Raw genomic sequence first — 13,409 nt, 5'->3', positions numbered from 1 at the left:
GCCAAGGCGTTGGCGTGACTCCAGAGAGCCCTGTGAAGGCAGGTGACGGGTTGGCACAAAGACTGCTTTGTCAGGTCATCCCGGTTCCATCGAATCAACGCACGCACTATCTTGGGGACTTTCTCTTGTTTGATTCGCTGACGGCTTTCAACCTTTCTGACGCTTCCCCGGTGTTGCCAGCTTCGTGTGTGTTGACCCCTTTCCGGAACTGTCCCGTCCTCTCGATGCTGTTTCCAAGGCTGGGGTAAACCTTGGGGTTCGCCCCGGGACCCCCTCCTTAGAATGGCATTCATCAACCTTTTCATTTAACCCGAAGGAAACTCTCCATGAAACTCAAACTAGCCGCTCTAACCATCGCATTGCTTGCATCCAGCGGCGCATTTGCCCAGGCCAGCGACACCGTCGCCAAAGTCAAGGCTTCCGGCGTGGTGACCATGGGTGTTCGCGATTCCTCGGGCGCCCTGTCCTATACCCTGGGTGATGGCAAGTACGCCGGTTACCACGTTGAAATCTGCCAGCGCGTGATCGCCAACCTTGAAAAGGCCGTGGGCCGCAAGCTCGAGATCAAATACCTGCCAGTGACCTCGCAGAACCGCATTCCGCTGGTGCAAAACGGCACGGTGGACATCGAGTGTGGCTCGACCACCAACAACGCCACCCGCCAGAAGGACGTGTCGTTCCTGCCAACGACCTTTGTGGAAGAAGTCCGCATCGCCGTGAAAGCCAACTCCGGCATCACCTCGATTGCCCAGCTCAACGGCAAAAACGTGGCCACCACCACCGGTACAACGTCCGTGCAGACGCTGCGCAAGAACGAGCGCGCCAGTGGCATTGACTTCAAGGAAGTGTTCGGCAAGGACCACTCCGACAGCTTCCTGCTGCTCGAGTCCGGCCGTGCCGACGCCTTTGTCATGGACGGCTCCATCCTGGCCGGCAACATTGCCACTGCCAAGAACCCGGCTGATTTCAAGATCGTCGGCGAGGTCCTGAGTGTCGAGCCCATTGCCATCATGGTTCGCAAGGACGATGCCGCCCTGAAGAAAATCGGCGAAGACACCATCAAGGGCCTGATCAAGACCGGCGAAATCAACAAGCTCTGGGACAAATGGTTCATGCAGCCTATCCCCCCGAAGAACAGCCGCGTCGGCCTGGCTGTCAGCGAAAGCACCAAGGCGGCCTGGGCCACCCCCAACGACAAGCCGATGGAAGACTACGCCAAGAAATAATCCTGGCTTGAGCTGAACCTCAAACCCCGTCTGTGATCTTGCTGGCGGGGTTTGTTGTTTACTGGGAGCCTTGCGTACGCGATGCGGCGCGGGCTGCCGGTTGAGAGAGTAAAAAATTCCTGGCGGGAGAGAACATGAATTGGGATTGGCAGGTTTTTCTGAATGACGACGGCAGCGGCCGGACGTATCTGGAATGGATGTTCGATGCCTGGGGCTGGACCCTGGCGGTGGCGGGCTGTTCCTGGGTGGTGGCCATGCTGGCCGGTGGCCTGATGGGCACGCTGCGCACGCTCCCCAACAGCCCCTGGCTGGTGCGGCTGGCCAATGTCTGGGTCGAGGTCTTTCGCAACGTGCCTTTGCTGGTGCAGATCTTCATCTGGTATTTCGTCGTTCCCAAGATGTTTCCTTTCATGCAGCAGGTACCGAGCTTTTTGCTGGTCGTGTTTGCGCTGGGCTTTTTTACCTCGGCACGGATTGCCGAGCAGGTCCGCGCCGGCGTCCAGGCCCTGCCGCGTGGCCAGCGTTATGCCGGCATGGCCATGGGTTTCACGACAGCCCAGACCTACCGCTACGTGATCCTGCCGATGGCGCTGCGCATCATCATCCCGCCGCTGACCAGCGAGTCGATGAACCTGCTCAAGAACTCTTCTGTCGCCTTTGCGGTCTCTATTGCCGAGCTGACCATGTTTGCGATGCAGGCCCAGGAAGAAACCTCGCGCGGCGTGGAGGTCTACCTAGCCGTCACCGTGCTCTATGCCGTATCCGCCTTCGCTGTCAATCGCGTCATGGCTTTTGTTGAGAAAAAAGTCCAGATTCCGGGCTACATCGTGGCCGGCAGCACCGGTGGGGGGCACTGACATGCTGGGTCTCGACATGAGCTTCCTGAACTGGGACATCATTTCCAAGTTCGTCATCAAGGGTTTCATTTTCAGCGTGGAGCTGACGGTGATTGCGACCATAGGCGGCATCCTGCTGGGCACTGTGCTGGCGCTCATGCGCCTGTCCGGCATCAAGGCCCTGACCTTGCCCGCCACTTTCTACGTCAACGGCATGCGTTCGGTGCCGCTGGTCATGGTGATCCTGTGGTTTTACCTGCTGATGCCTGCCGCTTTTTTCGACATGATTCCCGGCGGCGCCAACAACCGCTCCGAGATTTCAGCGATCATCACCTTCATTGCCTTCGAGGCAGCCTATTTCAGCGAGATCATGCGCGCCGGCATCCAGTCGATTTCGCGCGGCCAGGTCAACGCCGGTCGCGCGCTGGGCATGACCTATGCGCAGAACATGCGCCTGATCGTGCTGCCGCAGGCTTTCCGCAACATGGTGCCCATCCTGCTGACGCAGACCATCATCCTGTTCCAGGACACCTCGCTGGTCTACGCCATTGGCGCCTATGACCTGCTCAAGGGCCTGACAACCGCCGGCAAGATTTACGGCCGGCCTGAAGAAGCCTACCTGCTGGCCGCCGTGGTTTATTTCGTGATCTGCTTTGGCTTGTCGTATGTCGTCAAGAAGCTGCAAAACAAGATCGCCATCATTCGCTAACAACCCATCGCACCCGCTTCCCGGAGAACCAAGATGATCGAACTCAAAGAAGTTTCCAAATGGTATGGCGCCGTGCAGGTGCTCAACAACTGCAGCACCAGCATCAAGAAGGGCGAGGTGGTCGTGGTCTGCGGCCCGTCCGGCTCGGGCAAATCGACGCTGATCAAGACCATCAATGCGCTCGAGCCTTTCCAGAAGGGCGAGATCTACGTTGACGGCCAGGCCGTGCACGATCCCAAGACCGACCTGCCCAAGCTGCGCTCGCGCGTCGGCATGGTGTTCCAGAATTTCGAGCTGTTTCCGCACCTGAGCGTGACGGAAAACCTGACCCTGGCCCAGATCAAGGTGCTGGGCCGCACCCAGGATCAGGCCAAAACCCATGGCCTGAAATACCTGGACCGCGTGGGGCTGATGGCGCACAAGGACAAATTCCCCGGTCAGCTCTCGGGCGGCCAGCAGCAGCGCGTGGCGATTGCCCGTGCGCTGAGCATGGACCCGATCGCCATGCTGTTCGACGAGCCGACCTCGGCGCTCGACCCCGAAATGGTCGGCGAGGTGCTCGATTGCATGATGGGCCTGGCCGTCGAAGGCATGACCATGATGGTGGTCACGCACGAAATGGGTTTTGCCCGCAAGGTCGGCAGCCGCGTGATTTTCATGGACGTGGGTGGCAAGATCCTCGAGGACTGCTCGAAAGACGAATTCTTCAGCCACCCCGAAAACCGCCAGGAGCGCACGCGCGACTTCCTCAACAAGATCCTGCAGCACTGAAGTGCGGTCCTGCTGACTCAGGCTGCGATTTTCTGACTGAGGCGCTTGAGTTTTCTATCCGTTTCCGCCCCGTCAGAGAGCCCGGAGTCATCGCCTCCTGATCACCACTTCAAGGTACTCGCTCGGTACGAGCATCGCTCCGTCGGTTGCGCGGTTGAACTGTTGCACGAGCTGGATCAGATCCGCGGCTAACGACTCCTGCTGGGCGGCGTTCACCGCGCCGAACGCCTTGTTCATCGGCCCGTAGTAGGTGCGAAACGTCTCCAGCCAATGCTGCGGCGTGCGGTAGCGAAACACAAAATTCTGGCGCACTGCTTCGAGCTTGGCGATGCGCTCGCCAAACAGCTCGCGCAGGCGTTCTTCGGTGCCCCACAGCGATGGAGGCTTGACGCCAGCGGGTGGCGGGATGTAACGGCCGATCACCTTGAACAACTGGCCGATGAAGCCGGACGGCGTCCAGTTCGCCAGGCCGATCTTGCCGCCCGGCTTGCACACGCGGGCGAGCTCACTCGCTGCCTGTTCCTGGTTGGGCGTGAACATCACGCCGAACGTGGACAGCACGACATCAAACGATGCGTCCGCGTAAGGCAGATTCTCGGCGTCGGCTTCCTCGAACCGTATGTCCAGGCCCTCGGCGCTTGCCCGCGCCTGACCCCGTTCGAGCAAGGCGCCCACATAGTCGGTCGAGACAACGTCGCACCAGCGCCGTGCCGCCGCCAGCGTGGCGTTGCCATTGCCGGCGGCGACATCGAGCACGCGCTCGCCGGCGCGCAAATCGAGCGCTTCGCACAGGTTCTCACCGACGATCTGCAGTGTCGTTCCAACCACGGCGTAGTCGCCGGCAGACCAGGCCGCCTTTTGCTTGAGCTTGACCGCCGCCAGATCGGCGACCGGTGGTGGGGATACGGTTTCCATGTGTGTGCTCCTTGGGTGAGGGGTTTATTTCGCCCTGGGGTCGTCAGCGGGGTTGACGTAGGTGATGCCCCAGGGACCGGTGCCGTGCAACTGCACCACGGTTTCGCTTGCGGTCCATGCGAAGTGGCGGCTCTGGGCGGGCATGATCGCAATGCCGCCGGCATTGAGCGCCTGCGTTTTGCTGCTGTCAAAGCTGTCGCCGGTACCCATGTTGAAGGTTCCCGAGAGCACCGTGACGCGCTCCACCGCCGGGTGCCAGTGCGGGGGGATCCGGTAATTGGCGGGGAACTTGAGCCGCACCGTGAACGGAACGGCTTCGCTCATCGGCCCCTCGAGCACCGCAATCTGCGCTCCCTTGGGCAGGGACGGCACCGCCGCCCAGTTCAGCTTGTCGGGATCGCCCATCATGGGATGGCTGGCCTGCGCCCAGCTCAACGGCGCCGCAAATGCCAATATCGCAGCGGCTGCGTAACGACGGGATTCGAATCTTTGAGTCATGTTTTTTCTCCTGTTCATGGAAGGGGGATTGAAGGTTGTCGCGGATGGATCCCAAGGGCACATCTCACCGCGACGGCATTGATGCAGGGTCGCCAGAAAGCGACGGCAGGGTGCAGCTCGGAGTCAGGCCTGGATGCCGTTTTCGAACCCTCATCCCACCGCTTTTTACACGCGGATGATCTGGTCCTTGAGCGATTAGAGAATGGCGAGGATGTCTTGCTTCGAATCCTCGTCTATGCCATTCTTGTTCATCGCTCCAACGATGTCATCTATCGCCGCCAGGAACTCCTGCTCACTGACGTTCGCGCTCTTGTGTGCGCCGAGCATGCCCTTGCCGGTGTAGGTTGGGGGACTGCCCAAGCCAGCAGTCAGAAACTCGCGCACCAACTGCTTGGTATGTGCCATATCCTTGATTTTCTCGAATCGGGTCTTGACGAGGGGGTTGGCCAAGTGTGCGGCAATGACGTCGTCCACGAGCCGTGCGATGCCTTCAGCCCCGCCCAGTCGTTGGTGAAGTGCAACTGTCATAGGGAATTCCTTTTGATGGTTACAAGTCTGCGTAATGACAGACATGGTGTTGTAGCGGCCATATCCAACTGTTAAAGGGCCACCGCTATTTTTCTGTTCCCTCAATCGGCACTGCGTCCAACGGCGACTCAAAGGCAATGAAGAGGACGCATGGGACGGCGCTTGCGCAGAAGCCCTTGTGGGGTCGTTTAGCGGGACCGTACGCATAAGTCCCCGGTTTTAGAACGGCCGTCTTCTGGCTGTCATAGGTGACATGAAGCTCACCTGCTACAAGAACCATGCGCTCTGCCGAAGAATGCCAATGGAGTGGGAGGGTCGACTTCCCTGGCACTTTCAGGAACACGTCGACATTGTCTTTTGCAGGATCGCCGTGAAGAACGGCAATGCCGCATCCTTTAGGCAAGAACGGCGGGCAGGGACCCCACTTAAGCTGTGCATCTCGGGCAGTCCGCGTCAGTGCCTGCTCTTGAGCAGGTGCCTGTGCGTGAGCCAACGAACCGCCCAGGCCAAACAAGAACAACAGCAAACAACGCCATGCCGCCTGTAATGAGCGGCCCATCATGGTTTGGTGAGACATAGTGATTTTCCTTCTGGTTGAAAGTGATGAGCAGCGGCATTGCCGCCCAACGGAATGACCAGCGAATCGGCACGCCGCTTGCGGTGCGTCCGTGCCCGGCGTGGGATTGGGCGCATTTCTAGACGCGGATGATCTGGTCCTTGAGTGAGTAAAGGATCGCGATGACATCCTTCTTGGCATCCTCTTCGATGCCGTTTTTGTTCATCGCCCCAACGATGTCATCCGTCACGGCCAGGTACTCCTGTTCGCTGATGTTCATGCCTTTGTGTGTGGCGAGCATGTCCTTGCCCGTGTAGGCTTCGGGGCCGCCGGAGCCGGCGCTGAAAAACTCGCACGCCATCTGCTTGAGATGATCCAGGTCCTTGACGTTCTCGAACCGGGTCTTGACGATGGGGTTGCTCAAATGCGCGGCAACCACATCATCTACAAGCCGCGTCATGCCTTTAGCCCCGCCCAGTCGTTGGTAAAGTGTTGCAGTCATAAAAACCTCCTTTTAATGCTTGGGTTCTACGTTGATCTCACCGTGATCACGCGCATTCGTGATTCCGGAATACGCAAAGGCATTGCACCCCATTGATCCCGGCGCGGGGTCACCACGACATGGACAAACGGGGAGACAAAAAGGGGGACAGATGCAGATCGCAGGAATAAGATACGCCGATACGGGCAACGAGGACAGGCACCGGACATGGACGAACGAAGCAATTCTTTTGGATACTGGCTGCGGCGGCGACGCAAGGCGCTCGACCTGACCCAGGGCGCGCTTGCGCAAAAAGTCAGTTGCTCTCAGGCCGCCATCAAGAAGATCGAAGCCGAGGAACGCCGGCCGTCGAGGGGGCTGGCGCAACGCCTGGCCGAACATCTCGCTATTCCCGCGCAGGAACGAACGGCGTTTCTGGCAGCCGCGCGCGCCTTGCAACCGACCGACCGCATGCAGCTCGATGCGCTGCCTCTCGAAGCCACGAGTGCCGCCGCCGCGAGCGACAGGCTCGCGCATGGAGACGAGGACAAGTTCCCCTTCGTCGGACGCAGCAACGAGTACGGGCAGTTCGTCGGTTTGATCGCCCGGCTCACGACGGGCAGCGGTCACGTGGTGCTCCTCCAGGGAGAGGCTGGCATCGGCAAGACCCGGCTGATGCTGGAAGTGGCGGGTTATGCGCAGGCGCGCAATCTGCCAACGCTGGTAACAAATTGCTACGAAATCGAGCGTTCGATAGCCTATCAGCCGGTTATCGATCTCGCTGCGCAGGCTTGCCAGGCCGCGCCCGAGGCCAGGCTGCGCATGATCGCGCCTATCCTGCTGGCCGAGATCGCCGCACTGGTGCCGGCCATGGCCGCGCGCCTGGCCGACCTGCCGCCCCTGTCGGCGGATTTTCCCGAGGCGCGGCAGGCGCGCCTGTTTCATGCGCTGGTCCAGCTCTTTGACGCGCTGGCGCAAAACCGGCAGTTGATGCTCATCATCGACAACATTCAATGGGCCGACGACGCCAGTCTGCAATTCCTGCATTTTTTCGCGCGCCAGATCGCGAGCCGGCCGGTGCTCCTGGCCTGTGCCTACCGGGACGAGGAGCTCGACAACAGCGAACGCCTCGCCAGCCTGGTTGATAGCCTGCGCCGTGAACCGCATGCGCGGCACATGGCGCTGGCGCGGCTCGGGCCCGGCGATACGGAAGCCTTGCTCCGGAAGCTGAACGACCCGAAACTGGGGGCGCCCGATCTTGCCGTCCGGCTGCACCGGGAAACGGACGGCAATCCGTTCTTCCTGTGGTCGATCCTGCACTCGCTGGGCGAAGGCGGATGCGCGGTCAGCGATGCGCTCAGCCTGCCGCTGCCGGACGCCCTGCGTGATTCGGTGCGCGCGCGTCTGGCCCGCGTGCCGCATGAAGACCGGCCGCTGCTCGACGTCGCGGCGGTGCTCGGTCGTCGCTTCGACTTCGAGACCCTGCTCGCGCTGACCCGGGCGCCCGAGGAGCGCTTTCTGTACACCATGGAGTCGCTGGTGAAGCGCCGGCTTTTGCGCGAGGATCAGGACGGGTTCTACGATTTCAGCCACGACAAGGTGCGGGAAGTGGTGTACCGGGATATCGGCATGGCCCGGCGCGTTTTGCTGCACCGGGTCGTGGCGGAGCTGCTGGAGCAGCATGCTGAAAGCGAGGCGCACGAGCGCGATGCCCACCTTGCCGAGCACTATGAGCGCGGCAAGGTCTGGCCCAAGGCGCTGCTTTATCTGGGCCTGGCCGCCGATCGTTCGCAGAAACTGTTTGCGATGCGCGAAGCGCTGCAGTGGTTTGACCGGGCCGTTGCCTTGTTCCAGGCGCATCCGGAGGCGGCCACGCAGGCGCAGCAACTGGCGCTGTACGAGCGGCGCGGGGTGGCGCGGGCGCAGGCCGGCCAGATCGAGGGGGCGGTGGCCGACTTTCAGCGGGTGATCGATGCGGCGCGCGCGCTTGGCGAGCACGAGCATGCGCGCGATGTGTTGATTCAGCTCGGCATGGCGTACCGGCGCGCCGACGCTTACGAGCAGGCCGTCGCCTGCCTCGACGAAGCGCTCACGGCCTCGCGCGCCACAGAGGACGAGCGGCATGTGGCCGACACCTTGTATCACCTGGGGACTGTGGCCTGGAGCAATGGCCGCAACGATCTGGCGATGACCCATCACCAGCAAGCGGTGGAGATCTGCGAGCGCCTGGCGCTGACGGACCTGGTCGCCGTGCAGGCGTTTCATGGCCGCGGGGAAGCGCATTTCGCCAACGCCGAACCGGCCGCGGCCATCGTCTCTTTCTCGCGCTCCCTCGGCCTGGCACGCGGCATCGGCGACAAGAGTTATGAGTCGGAAAACCTGATGATGATCGGCTGGGCCTGCACCGGTCACATGGGGCTGGCCGACTACCCGCGCGCCTTGTCGAGCTTCGATGCCGCGCTCGCCATCGCGCGAGCCGCCGACCTGCAGTGGCATCTGGGCCCGACACTGATCGGGCGCTCCCATGTGCGGGTAGCGCTTGGCAGGTTTGCGGAAGCCTGGGCAGATTTGAATGAAGCGCTGCCCCGCCTGGAGACACTGGGGCTGGTGCGCTACCAGATGATGGCGCATGACGCGCTGGGCTGCCTGTTGCTCGATCTGAATCTGCCTGAAGAGGCTGCGGAGCATTTTGACCGGGGCCTGCGGCTCGCGCGCGATGCCGGAATCAGGTACTGGCTGCCGAGGCTGCAAGCCAATCTGGTGATTGCACAATTGCGGCTCGGTGTTCCGGGTGATCGAGCGACGCTGCAAGCGGCCCGGCAGTACGCGCAAGAGCATAACGAAGGCTGGCTCACACTGCGCTGCCTGGAGGCGCTCGCCGAGCTGGCCCTGGTCGAGGGCGACGCGCAAGAGGGCATCAAGCACGCCGGGGAGCTTCTGGCGCTGGCTTCCCGCGGCAACATGCGGGAGTTGATCGGTCGGGCGCACTGTTTGCTCGGGCGGGCATGGCTCGCCGGCAAGGCGTACGAAGCCGCGCGCAAGGATTTGGTCGAGGCCTTGGGGGAGTCCAAAGGCATCGGGCAAATCCCGTTTGCGTGGAAATGCCACAGGGAGCTCGCCCGGGTAGCTGCAGCACTTGGCGACGCGGGGGCTGAAGACCATCATCGAGCCTGTGCGGATGAGATTGCCGCCCGAATTGCCCTGAGTTTGCAGGGCTCGGGGCTGACTTTCAATTTGATGGCGCTTCAATGAGCCGTTTTTGACCCCGGGCCGACCTCTGGGACAATGCTGCCCATGACTTCCAAGATCACCATCACCCGCCCCGATGACTGGCATCTGCACGTGCGCGACGGCGACGCCCTGCGCACCGTGGTGCCGCACACGGCCGCGCAGTTTGGCCGCGCCATCATCATGCCCAACCTGCGTCCGCCGGTCACCACGGCCGCGCAGGCGATGGCCTACCGCGAGCGCATCCAGGCCGCCGTGCCGGCGGGCGTGGCCTTCGAGCCGCTGATGACGCTGTATTTGACCGACAACCTGCCGCCCGACGAAATCAAACGCGCCCGGGACGCCGGTGTGGTCGCGCTCAAGCTCTACCCGGCCGGCGCCACCACCAACAGCGACGCCGGCGTGACCGACCTGCGCAAGACCTACAAGACGCTGGAAGCCATGCAGCGCGAAGGCCTGTTGCTGCTGGTGCATGGCGAAGTGACGTCGCCCGAGATCGACCTGTTCGACCGCGAGGCGGTGTTCATCGACACCCAGCTGATCCCGTTGCGCCGCGATTTCCCCGAGCTGAAGATCGTGTTCGAGCACATCACGACGAAGGAAGCCGCGCATTATGTGCGCGACGCCGGCCGTTTCACCGCGGCCACCGTGACGGCCCACCATTTGCTGTACAACCGCAACGCGATTTTCACCGGCGGCATCCGGCCGCATTATTACTGCCTGCCGGTGCTCAAGCGCGAGACCCATCGCGTTGCCCTGGTCGAAGCGGCCACCGGCGGCAACCCCCGTTTCTTTCTTGGCACCGACAGCGCGCCGCACCCGGCGCACCTGAAGGAACATGCCACCGGCTGCGCCGGCTGTTACACCGCCCACGCGGCCATGGAGCTGTACGCCGAAGCCTTTGATGCCGTGGGCGCCATGGACAAGCTGGAAGCCTTTGCCAGCTTCAACGGAGCCGACTTCTACGGTCTGCCGCGCAACCAGGACACCATCACGCTCAAAAAAGAAAGCTGGACGCCACCGGAGAGTTACGCCTTTGGCGAGGCCGAACTCAAGCCGCTGCGCTCGGGCGAGTCACTGGCCTGGAAACTGGTTGGCAATGGGAGCCCCTGATGGAAAGCAAACCGCGCGTTGCGCTGCTGATTGATGCCGACAATTCGCCGGCCTCCAAGATCGACCTGATCCTCAACGAACTGTCGACCTTCGGCGAGACCAATATCCGCCGCGCCTACGGCAACTGGAAAAAAAGCGAACTCAAGGGCTGGGAAGAAGCGCTGCACGAACACGCGATCCGTCCCATGCAGCAGTTCGATTACACCAAGGGCAAAAACGCCAGTGACATGGCGATGGTGATCGACGCGCTGGAGCTGCTGTACACCGACCGGCCCGACGCTTTCGGCATTGTCTCGTCCGACGCCGACTTCACCCCGCTGGTGATGCACCTGCGCGCCAAGGGTGCGGCGGTTTATGGCTTCGGCGCGCAGAAAACGCCAGAACCTTTTGTCAACGCCTGCTCGCGTTTTCTCTACCTTGACAAGCTGCGCCCCATCGCCGCGGCCGATACCCCGGCCGACAGCCGCGAAGAGGCAGACGCAGCGGCCACCGCCGCGCCGCTGCGCGCCACACCGGCGCAGCTCAAGCAGGACGCCAAGCTGGTCATGCTGCTGCGCAATGCCGTGCAGGCCGCCGCCGACGACTCCGGCTGGGCACGCGTCGGTGCTGTCGGCACGCAGATCGCCAACCAGGCCTCGTTCGACCACCGCAACTACGGCTACGCCACGCTGACCAAGCTGCTGGTGGCCACGCAGCTGTTTGACATCGTCGACGAAGGCAAGTCCACGGTCATGGTGCGCGACAAGAGGCTGTCCCGTCCGGCTGCCAGGAACGGATGAGCGCTGACGCGCCAGCCGCGGCCTGGCCGGTGGACTGGAATCGCTCCTGGCTGGCCCCCTGGCGCGAACCCGGTGAGCGCGTGGCGCAGGCCATCGCAGCCGGTGGGCTGTGTCATGAAGCCCTGAACCGCGAGCCGGCCGCGCCGCGGCGCTTTGTGCCGCAGGGCGCCTTGCCGGCGGGTGCGGCCTACGAGCAGTTCATTTTTGACACCGGCACCGTTCCGACGCGCGACAACCTGCACGACTTTTTCAACGGGCTGTGCTGGATGCGTTTTCCGCTGACCAAGAAGAAACTCAACCAGCTGCAGGCGGCAGAAATCGCCGCAGCCGGTGTGGCACCGCTGCGCGGGCCGGTGCGTGACGCGTTGACGGTGTTCGACGAAAACGCGGCTTTCCTGTCGGCACCGTCCCCGCTGTGGGATGCGCTGGCCGGGCGGGACTGGCAGCGCCTGTTTGTCGACTTGCGCCCGCTCTGGCAGCAGGCGCAGCTGGTGCTGTTTGGCCATGCCTTGCTGGAAAAACTGGTTTATCCACGAAAACCGATCACAGCCCATATCTACCGGGCGCAACCAGCTATGAATTCAATAGCGGATCTGGATGCCTGGGTGGCGACCGACCTGAGCGCGGACAAGCTCGCTGCCAAGCCCTTCCTGCCCTTGCCGGTGCTCGGCGTGCCGGGCTGGTGGCCGGAAAACGAGAACTTTTCCTTTTATGATGACTCTTTCGTATTCCGCCCGCGCCGGTAAACAACACCAAGTAAAAAATCCTGCGTCACGGTCAACCTCCCTGGCTTGATTTGGGCTGAACCCTCCCCATTTGCCTGCAGCAAGCTCTGGTGTTGCAGCACTTGTTTTAACCGACCTCTACGGAGCATCCATGAAGCGTATTTTTTTATTTGTCATGACCAACCTCGCCGTTGTAGTGGTGCTGGGCATTGTCGCCAGCCTGCTGGGCGTCAACCGCTACCTCACGCCCCAGGGCCTGAACCTGGGCATGCTGCTGGGCTTCGCTGCGGTCATCGGCTTCGGCGGCGCGATCATTTCGCTGCTGATCAGCAAGCCCGTGGCCAAATGGAGTTCGGGCGTGCGCGTGATCAACGAGCCGCAAAATGCCGACGAAGCCTGGATCGTGGAGACGGTGCGCAAGCTGGCGACCACGGCCGGTATCGGCATGCCCGAGGTGGGCATTTTCGAAGGCGCCCCCAACGCCTTTGCCACCGGTGCTTTCAAGAACTCGGCGCTGGTCGCCGTCTCCACCGGCCTGCTGCAGGGCATGACGCGTGAAGAGATCGAAGCCGTGCTCGGCCATGAAATCGCCCACGTGGCCAACGGCGACATGGTCACCATGACCTTGATCCAGGGCGTGATGAACACCTTTGTGGTGTTCCTGAGCCGCGTCATCGGTTATGCGGTGGACAGCTTTCTGCGCAAGGGCAGCGACAGCAACTCCGGCCCCGGCATCGGTTATTACGTCAGCACCATCGTGCTCGACATCGTGCTTGGTTTTGCCGCCGCCATCGTGGTTGCCTGGTTCTCGCGCCACCGCGAGTTCCGCGCCGACGCCGGTGCTGCGCAGCTGATGGGGCGCAAGCAGCCCATGATCAACGCGCTGGCCCGCCTGGGCGGCATGGTGCCCGGCCAGCTGCCCAAGGCGGTGGAAGCCATGGGCATCACCGGCAGCATTGGCAAGCTGTTTGCCACGCACCCGCCGATTGAAGAGCGGATTGCCGCGCTGCAATCGGCCCAGCCCGGCCAGGTTTGAAGTGCTTC

At 62.2% G+C, this 13,409-nt stretch carries 14 protein-coding genes; 9 read left to right on the top strand and 5 right to left on the bottom strand.

The window, feature by feature from the left end:
* Nucleotides 1–326 precede the first annotated feature (326 nt).
* From B7G52_RS10260 to B7G52_RS10245, 4 genes are all read left to right on the top strand, one after another.
* Nucleotides 327–1,226 carry an amino acid ABC transporter substrate-binding protein gene (locus tag B7G52_RS10260; RefSeq protein WP_096697508.1) on the top strand — a complete coding sequence of 300 codons (900 nt, stop codon included), beginning with the start codon at nt 327–329 and terminating at the stop codon, nt 1,224–1,226.
* Between the two features lie 134 nt (nt 1,227–1,360).
* On the top strand, nt 1,361–2,083 hold the full coding sequence (locus tag B7G52_RS10255) for an amino acid ABC transporter permease (RefSeq protein WP_096697507.1): 723 nt from the start codon (nt 1,361–1,363) through the stop codon (nt 2,081–2,083).
* A 1-nt stretch (nt 2,084) separates the two neighbouring features.
* Nucleotides 2,085–2,771 carry an amino acid ABC transporter permease gene (locus tag B7G52_RS10250; RefSeq protein WP_096664294.1) on the top strand — a complete coding sequence of 229 codons (687 nt, stop codon included), beginning with the start codon at nt 2,085–2,087 and terminating at the stop codon, nt 2,769–2,771.
* Between the two features lie 33 nt (nt 2,772–2,804).
* Nucleotides 2,805–3,542 (top strand): amino acid ABC transporter ATP-binding protein, encoded by a 738-nt coding sequence (locus tag B7G52_RS10245; RefSeq protein WP_096697506.1) that lies wholly within the window; start codon nt 2,805–2,807, stop codon nt 3,540–3,542.
* A gap of 87 nt (nt 3,543–3,629) precedes the next feature.
* On the opposite strand, the gene B7G52_RS10240 is transcribed toward B7G52_RS10245, so the two are convergent.
* The 5 genes from B7G52_RS10240 to B7G52_RS10220 all read right to left on the bottom strand — a co-directional run bounded on the left by B7G52_RS10240 (nt 3,630) and on the right by B7G52_RS10220 (nt 6,541).
* Nucleotides 3,630–4,457, bottom strand: a complete 828-nt coding sequence (locus B7G52_RS10240; RefSeq protein WP_096697505.1) for a class I SAM-dependent methyltransferase — start codon at nt 4,455–4,457, stop codon at nt 3,630–3,632.
* A gap of 24 nt (nt 4,458–4,481) precedes the next feature.
* Nucleotides 4,482–4,955 carry a cupin domain-containing protein gene (locus B7G52_RS10235; RefSeq protein ID WP_170954736.1) on the bottom strand — a complete coding sequence of 158 codons (474 nt, stop codon included), beginning with the start codon at nt 4,953–4,955 and terminating at the stop codon, nt 4,482–4,484.
* A gap of 195 nt (nt 4,956–5,150) precedes the next feature.
* Nucleotides 5,151–5,483 (bottom strand): group 1 truncated hemoglobin, encoded by a 333-nt coding sequence (locus tag B7G52_RS10230; RefSeq protein WP_096697504.1) that lies wholly within the window; start codon nt 5,481–5,483, stop codon nt 5,151–5,153.
* An 85-nt stretch (nt 5,484–5,568) separates the two neighbouring features.
* Nucleotides 5,569–6,060, bottom strand: coding sequence for a cupin domain-containing protein (locus B7G52_RS10225; RefSeq protein ID WP_096697503.1), 492 nt, complete (start codon nt 6,058–6,060; stop codon nt 5,569–5,571).
* Nucleotides 6,061–6,178: 118 nt separating this feature from the next.
* A complete protein-coding gene (locus tag B7G52_RS10220) occupies nt 6,179–6,541 on the bottom strand; it encodes a group 1 truncated hemoglobin (RefSeq protein ID WP_096697502.1) in 363 nt (120 codons plus the stop codon).
* Between the two features lie 207 nt (nt 6,542–6,748).
* On the opposite strand from B7G52_RS10220, the gene B7G52_RS10215 reads away from it, so the two are divergent.
* The 5 genes from B7G52_RS10215 to htpX all read left to right on the top strand — a co-directional run bounded on the left by B7G52_RS10215 (nt 6,749) and on the right by htpX (nt 13,401).
* Nucleotides 6,749–9,772, top strand: a complete 3,024-nt coding sequence (locus B7G52_RS10215) for an AAA family ATPase (protein WP_096697501.1) — start codon at nt 6,749–6,751, stop codon at nt 9,770–9,772.
* A 42-nt stretch (nt 9,773–9,814) separates the two neighbouring features.
* Nucleotides 9,815–10,861: a dihydroorotase gene (gene pyrC, locus B7G52_RS10210; RefSeq protein ID WP_371329011.1), complete on the top strand. Its 1,047-nt coding sequence runs from the start codon at nt 9,815–9,817 to the stop codon at nt 10,859–10,861.
* Nucleotides 10,861–11,640 (top strand): NYN domain-containing protein, encoded by a 780-nt coding sequence (locus tag B7G52_RS10205; RefSeq protein WP_096697499.1) that lies wholly within the window; start codon nt 10,861–10,863, stop codon nt 11,638–11,640. The genes pyrC and B7G52_RS10205 overlap by 1 nt, the downstream gene beginning before the upstream one ends.
* Nucleotides 11,637–12,386 (top strand): DUF3025 domain-containing protein, encoded by a 750-nt coding sequence (locus B7G52_RS10200; RefSeq protein WP_096697498.1) that lies wholly within the window; start codon nt 11,637–11,639, stop codon nt 12,384–12,386. The genes B7G52_RS10205 and B7G52_RS10200 overlap by 4 nt, the downstream gene beginning before the upstream one ends.
* Nucleotides 12,387–12,516: 130 nt before the next feature.
* Entirely contained in the window at nt 12,517–13,401 is an 885-nt protein-coding gene (htpX, locus tag B7G52_RS10195) for a protease HtpX (protein ID WP_096697497.1), read from the top strand.
* The last annotated feature ends 8 nt before the right edge of the window (nt 13,402–13,409 follow it).

The organism is Polaromonas sp. AER18D-145 (genome assembly GCF_002379095.1).
Classification (GTDB): domain Bacteria; phylum Pseudomonadota; class Gammaproteobacteria; order Burkholderiales; family Burkholderiaceae_C; genus Polaromonas.
Note: the sequence above shows the minus strand (reverse complement) of the source record. Positions and strands in the feature narration are given on the sequence as shown.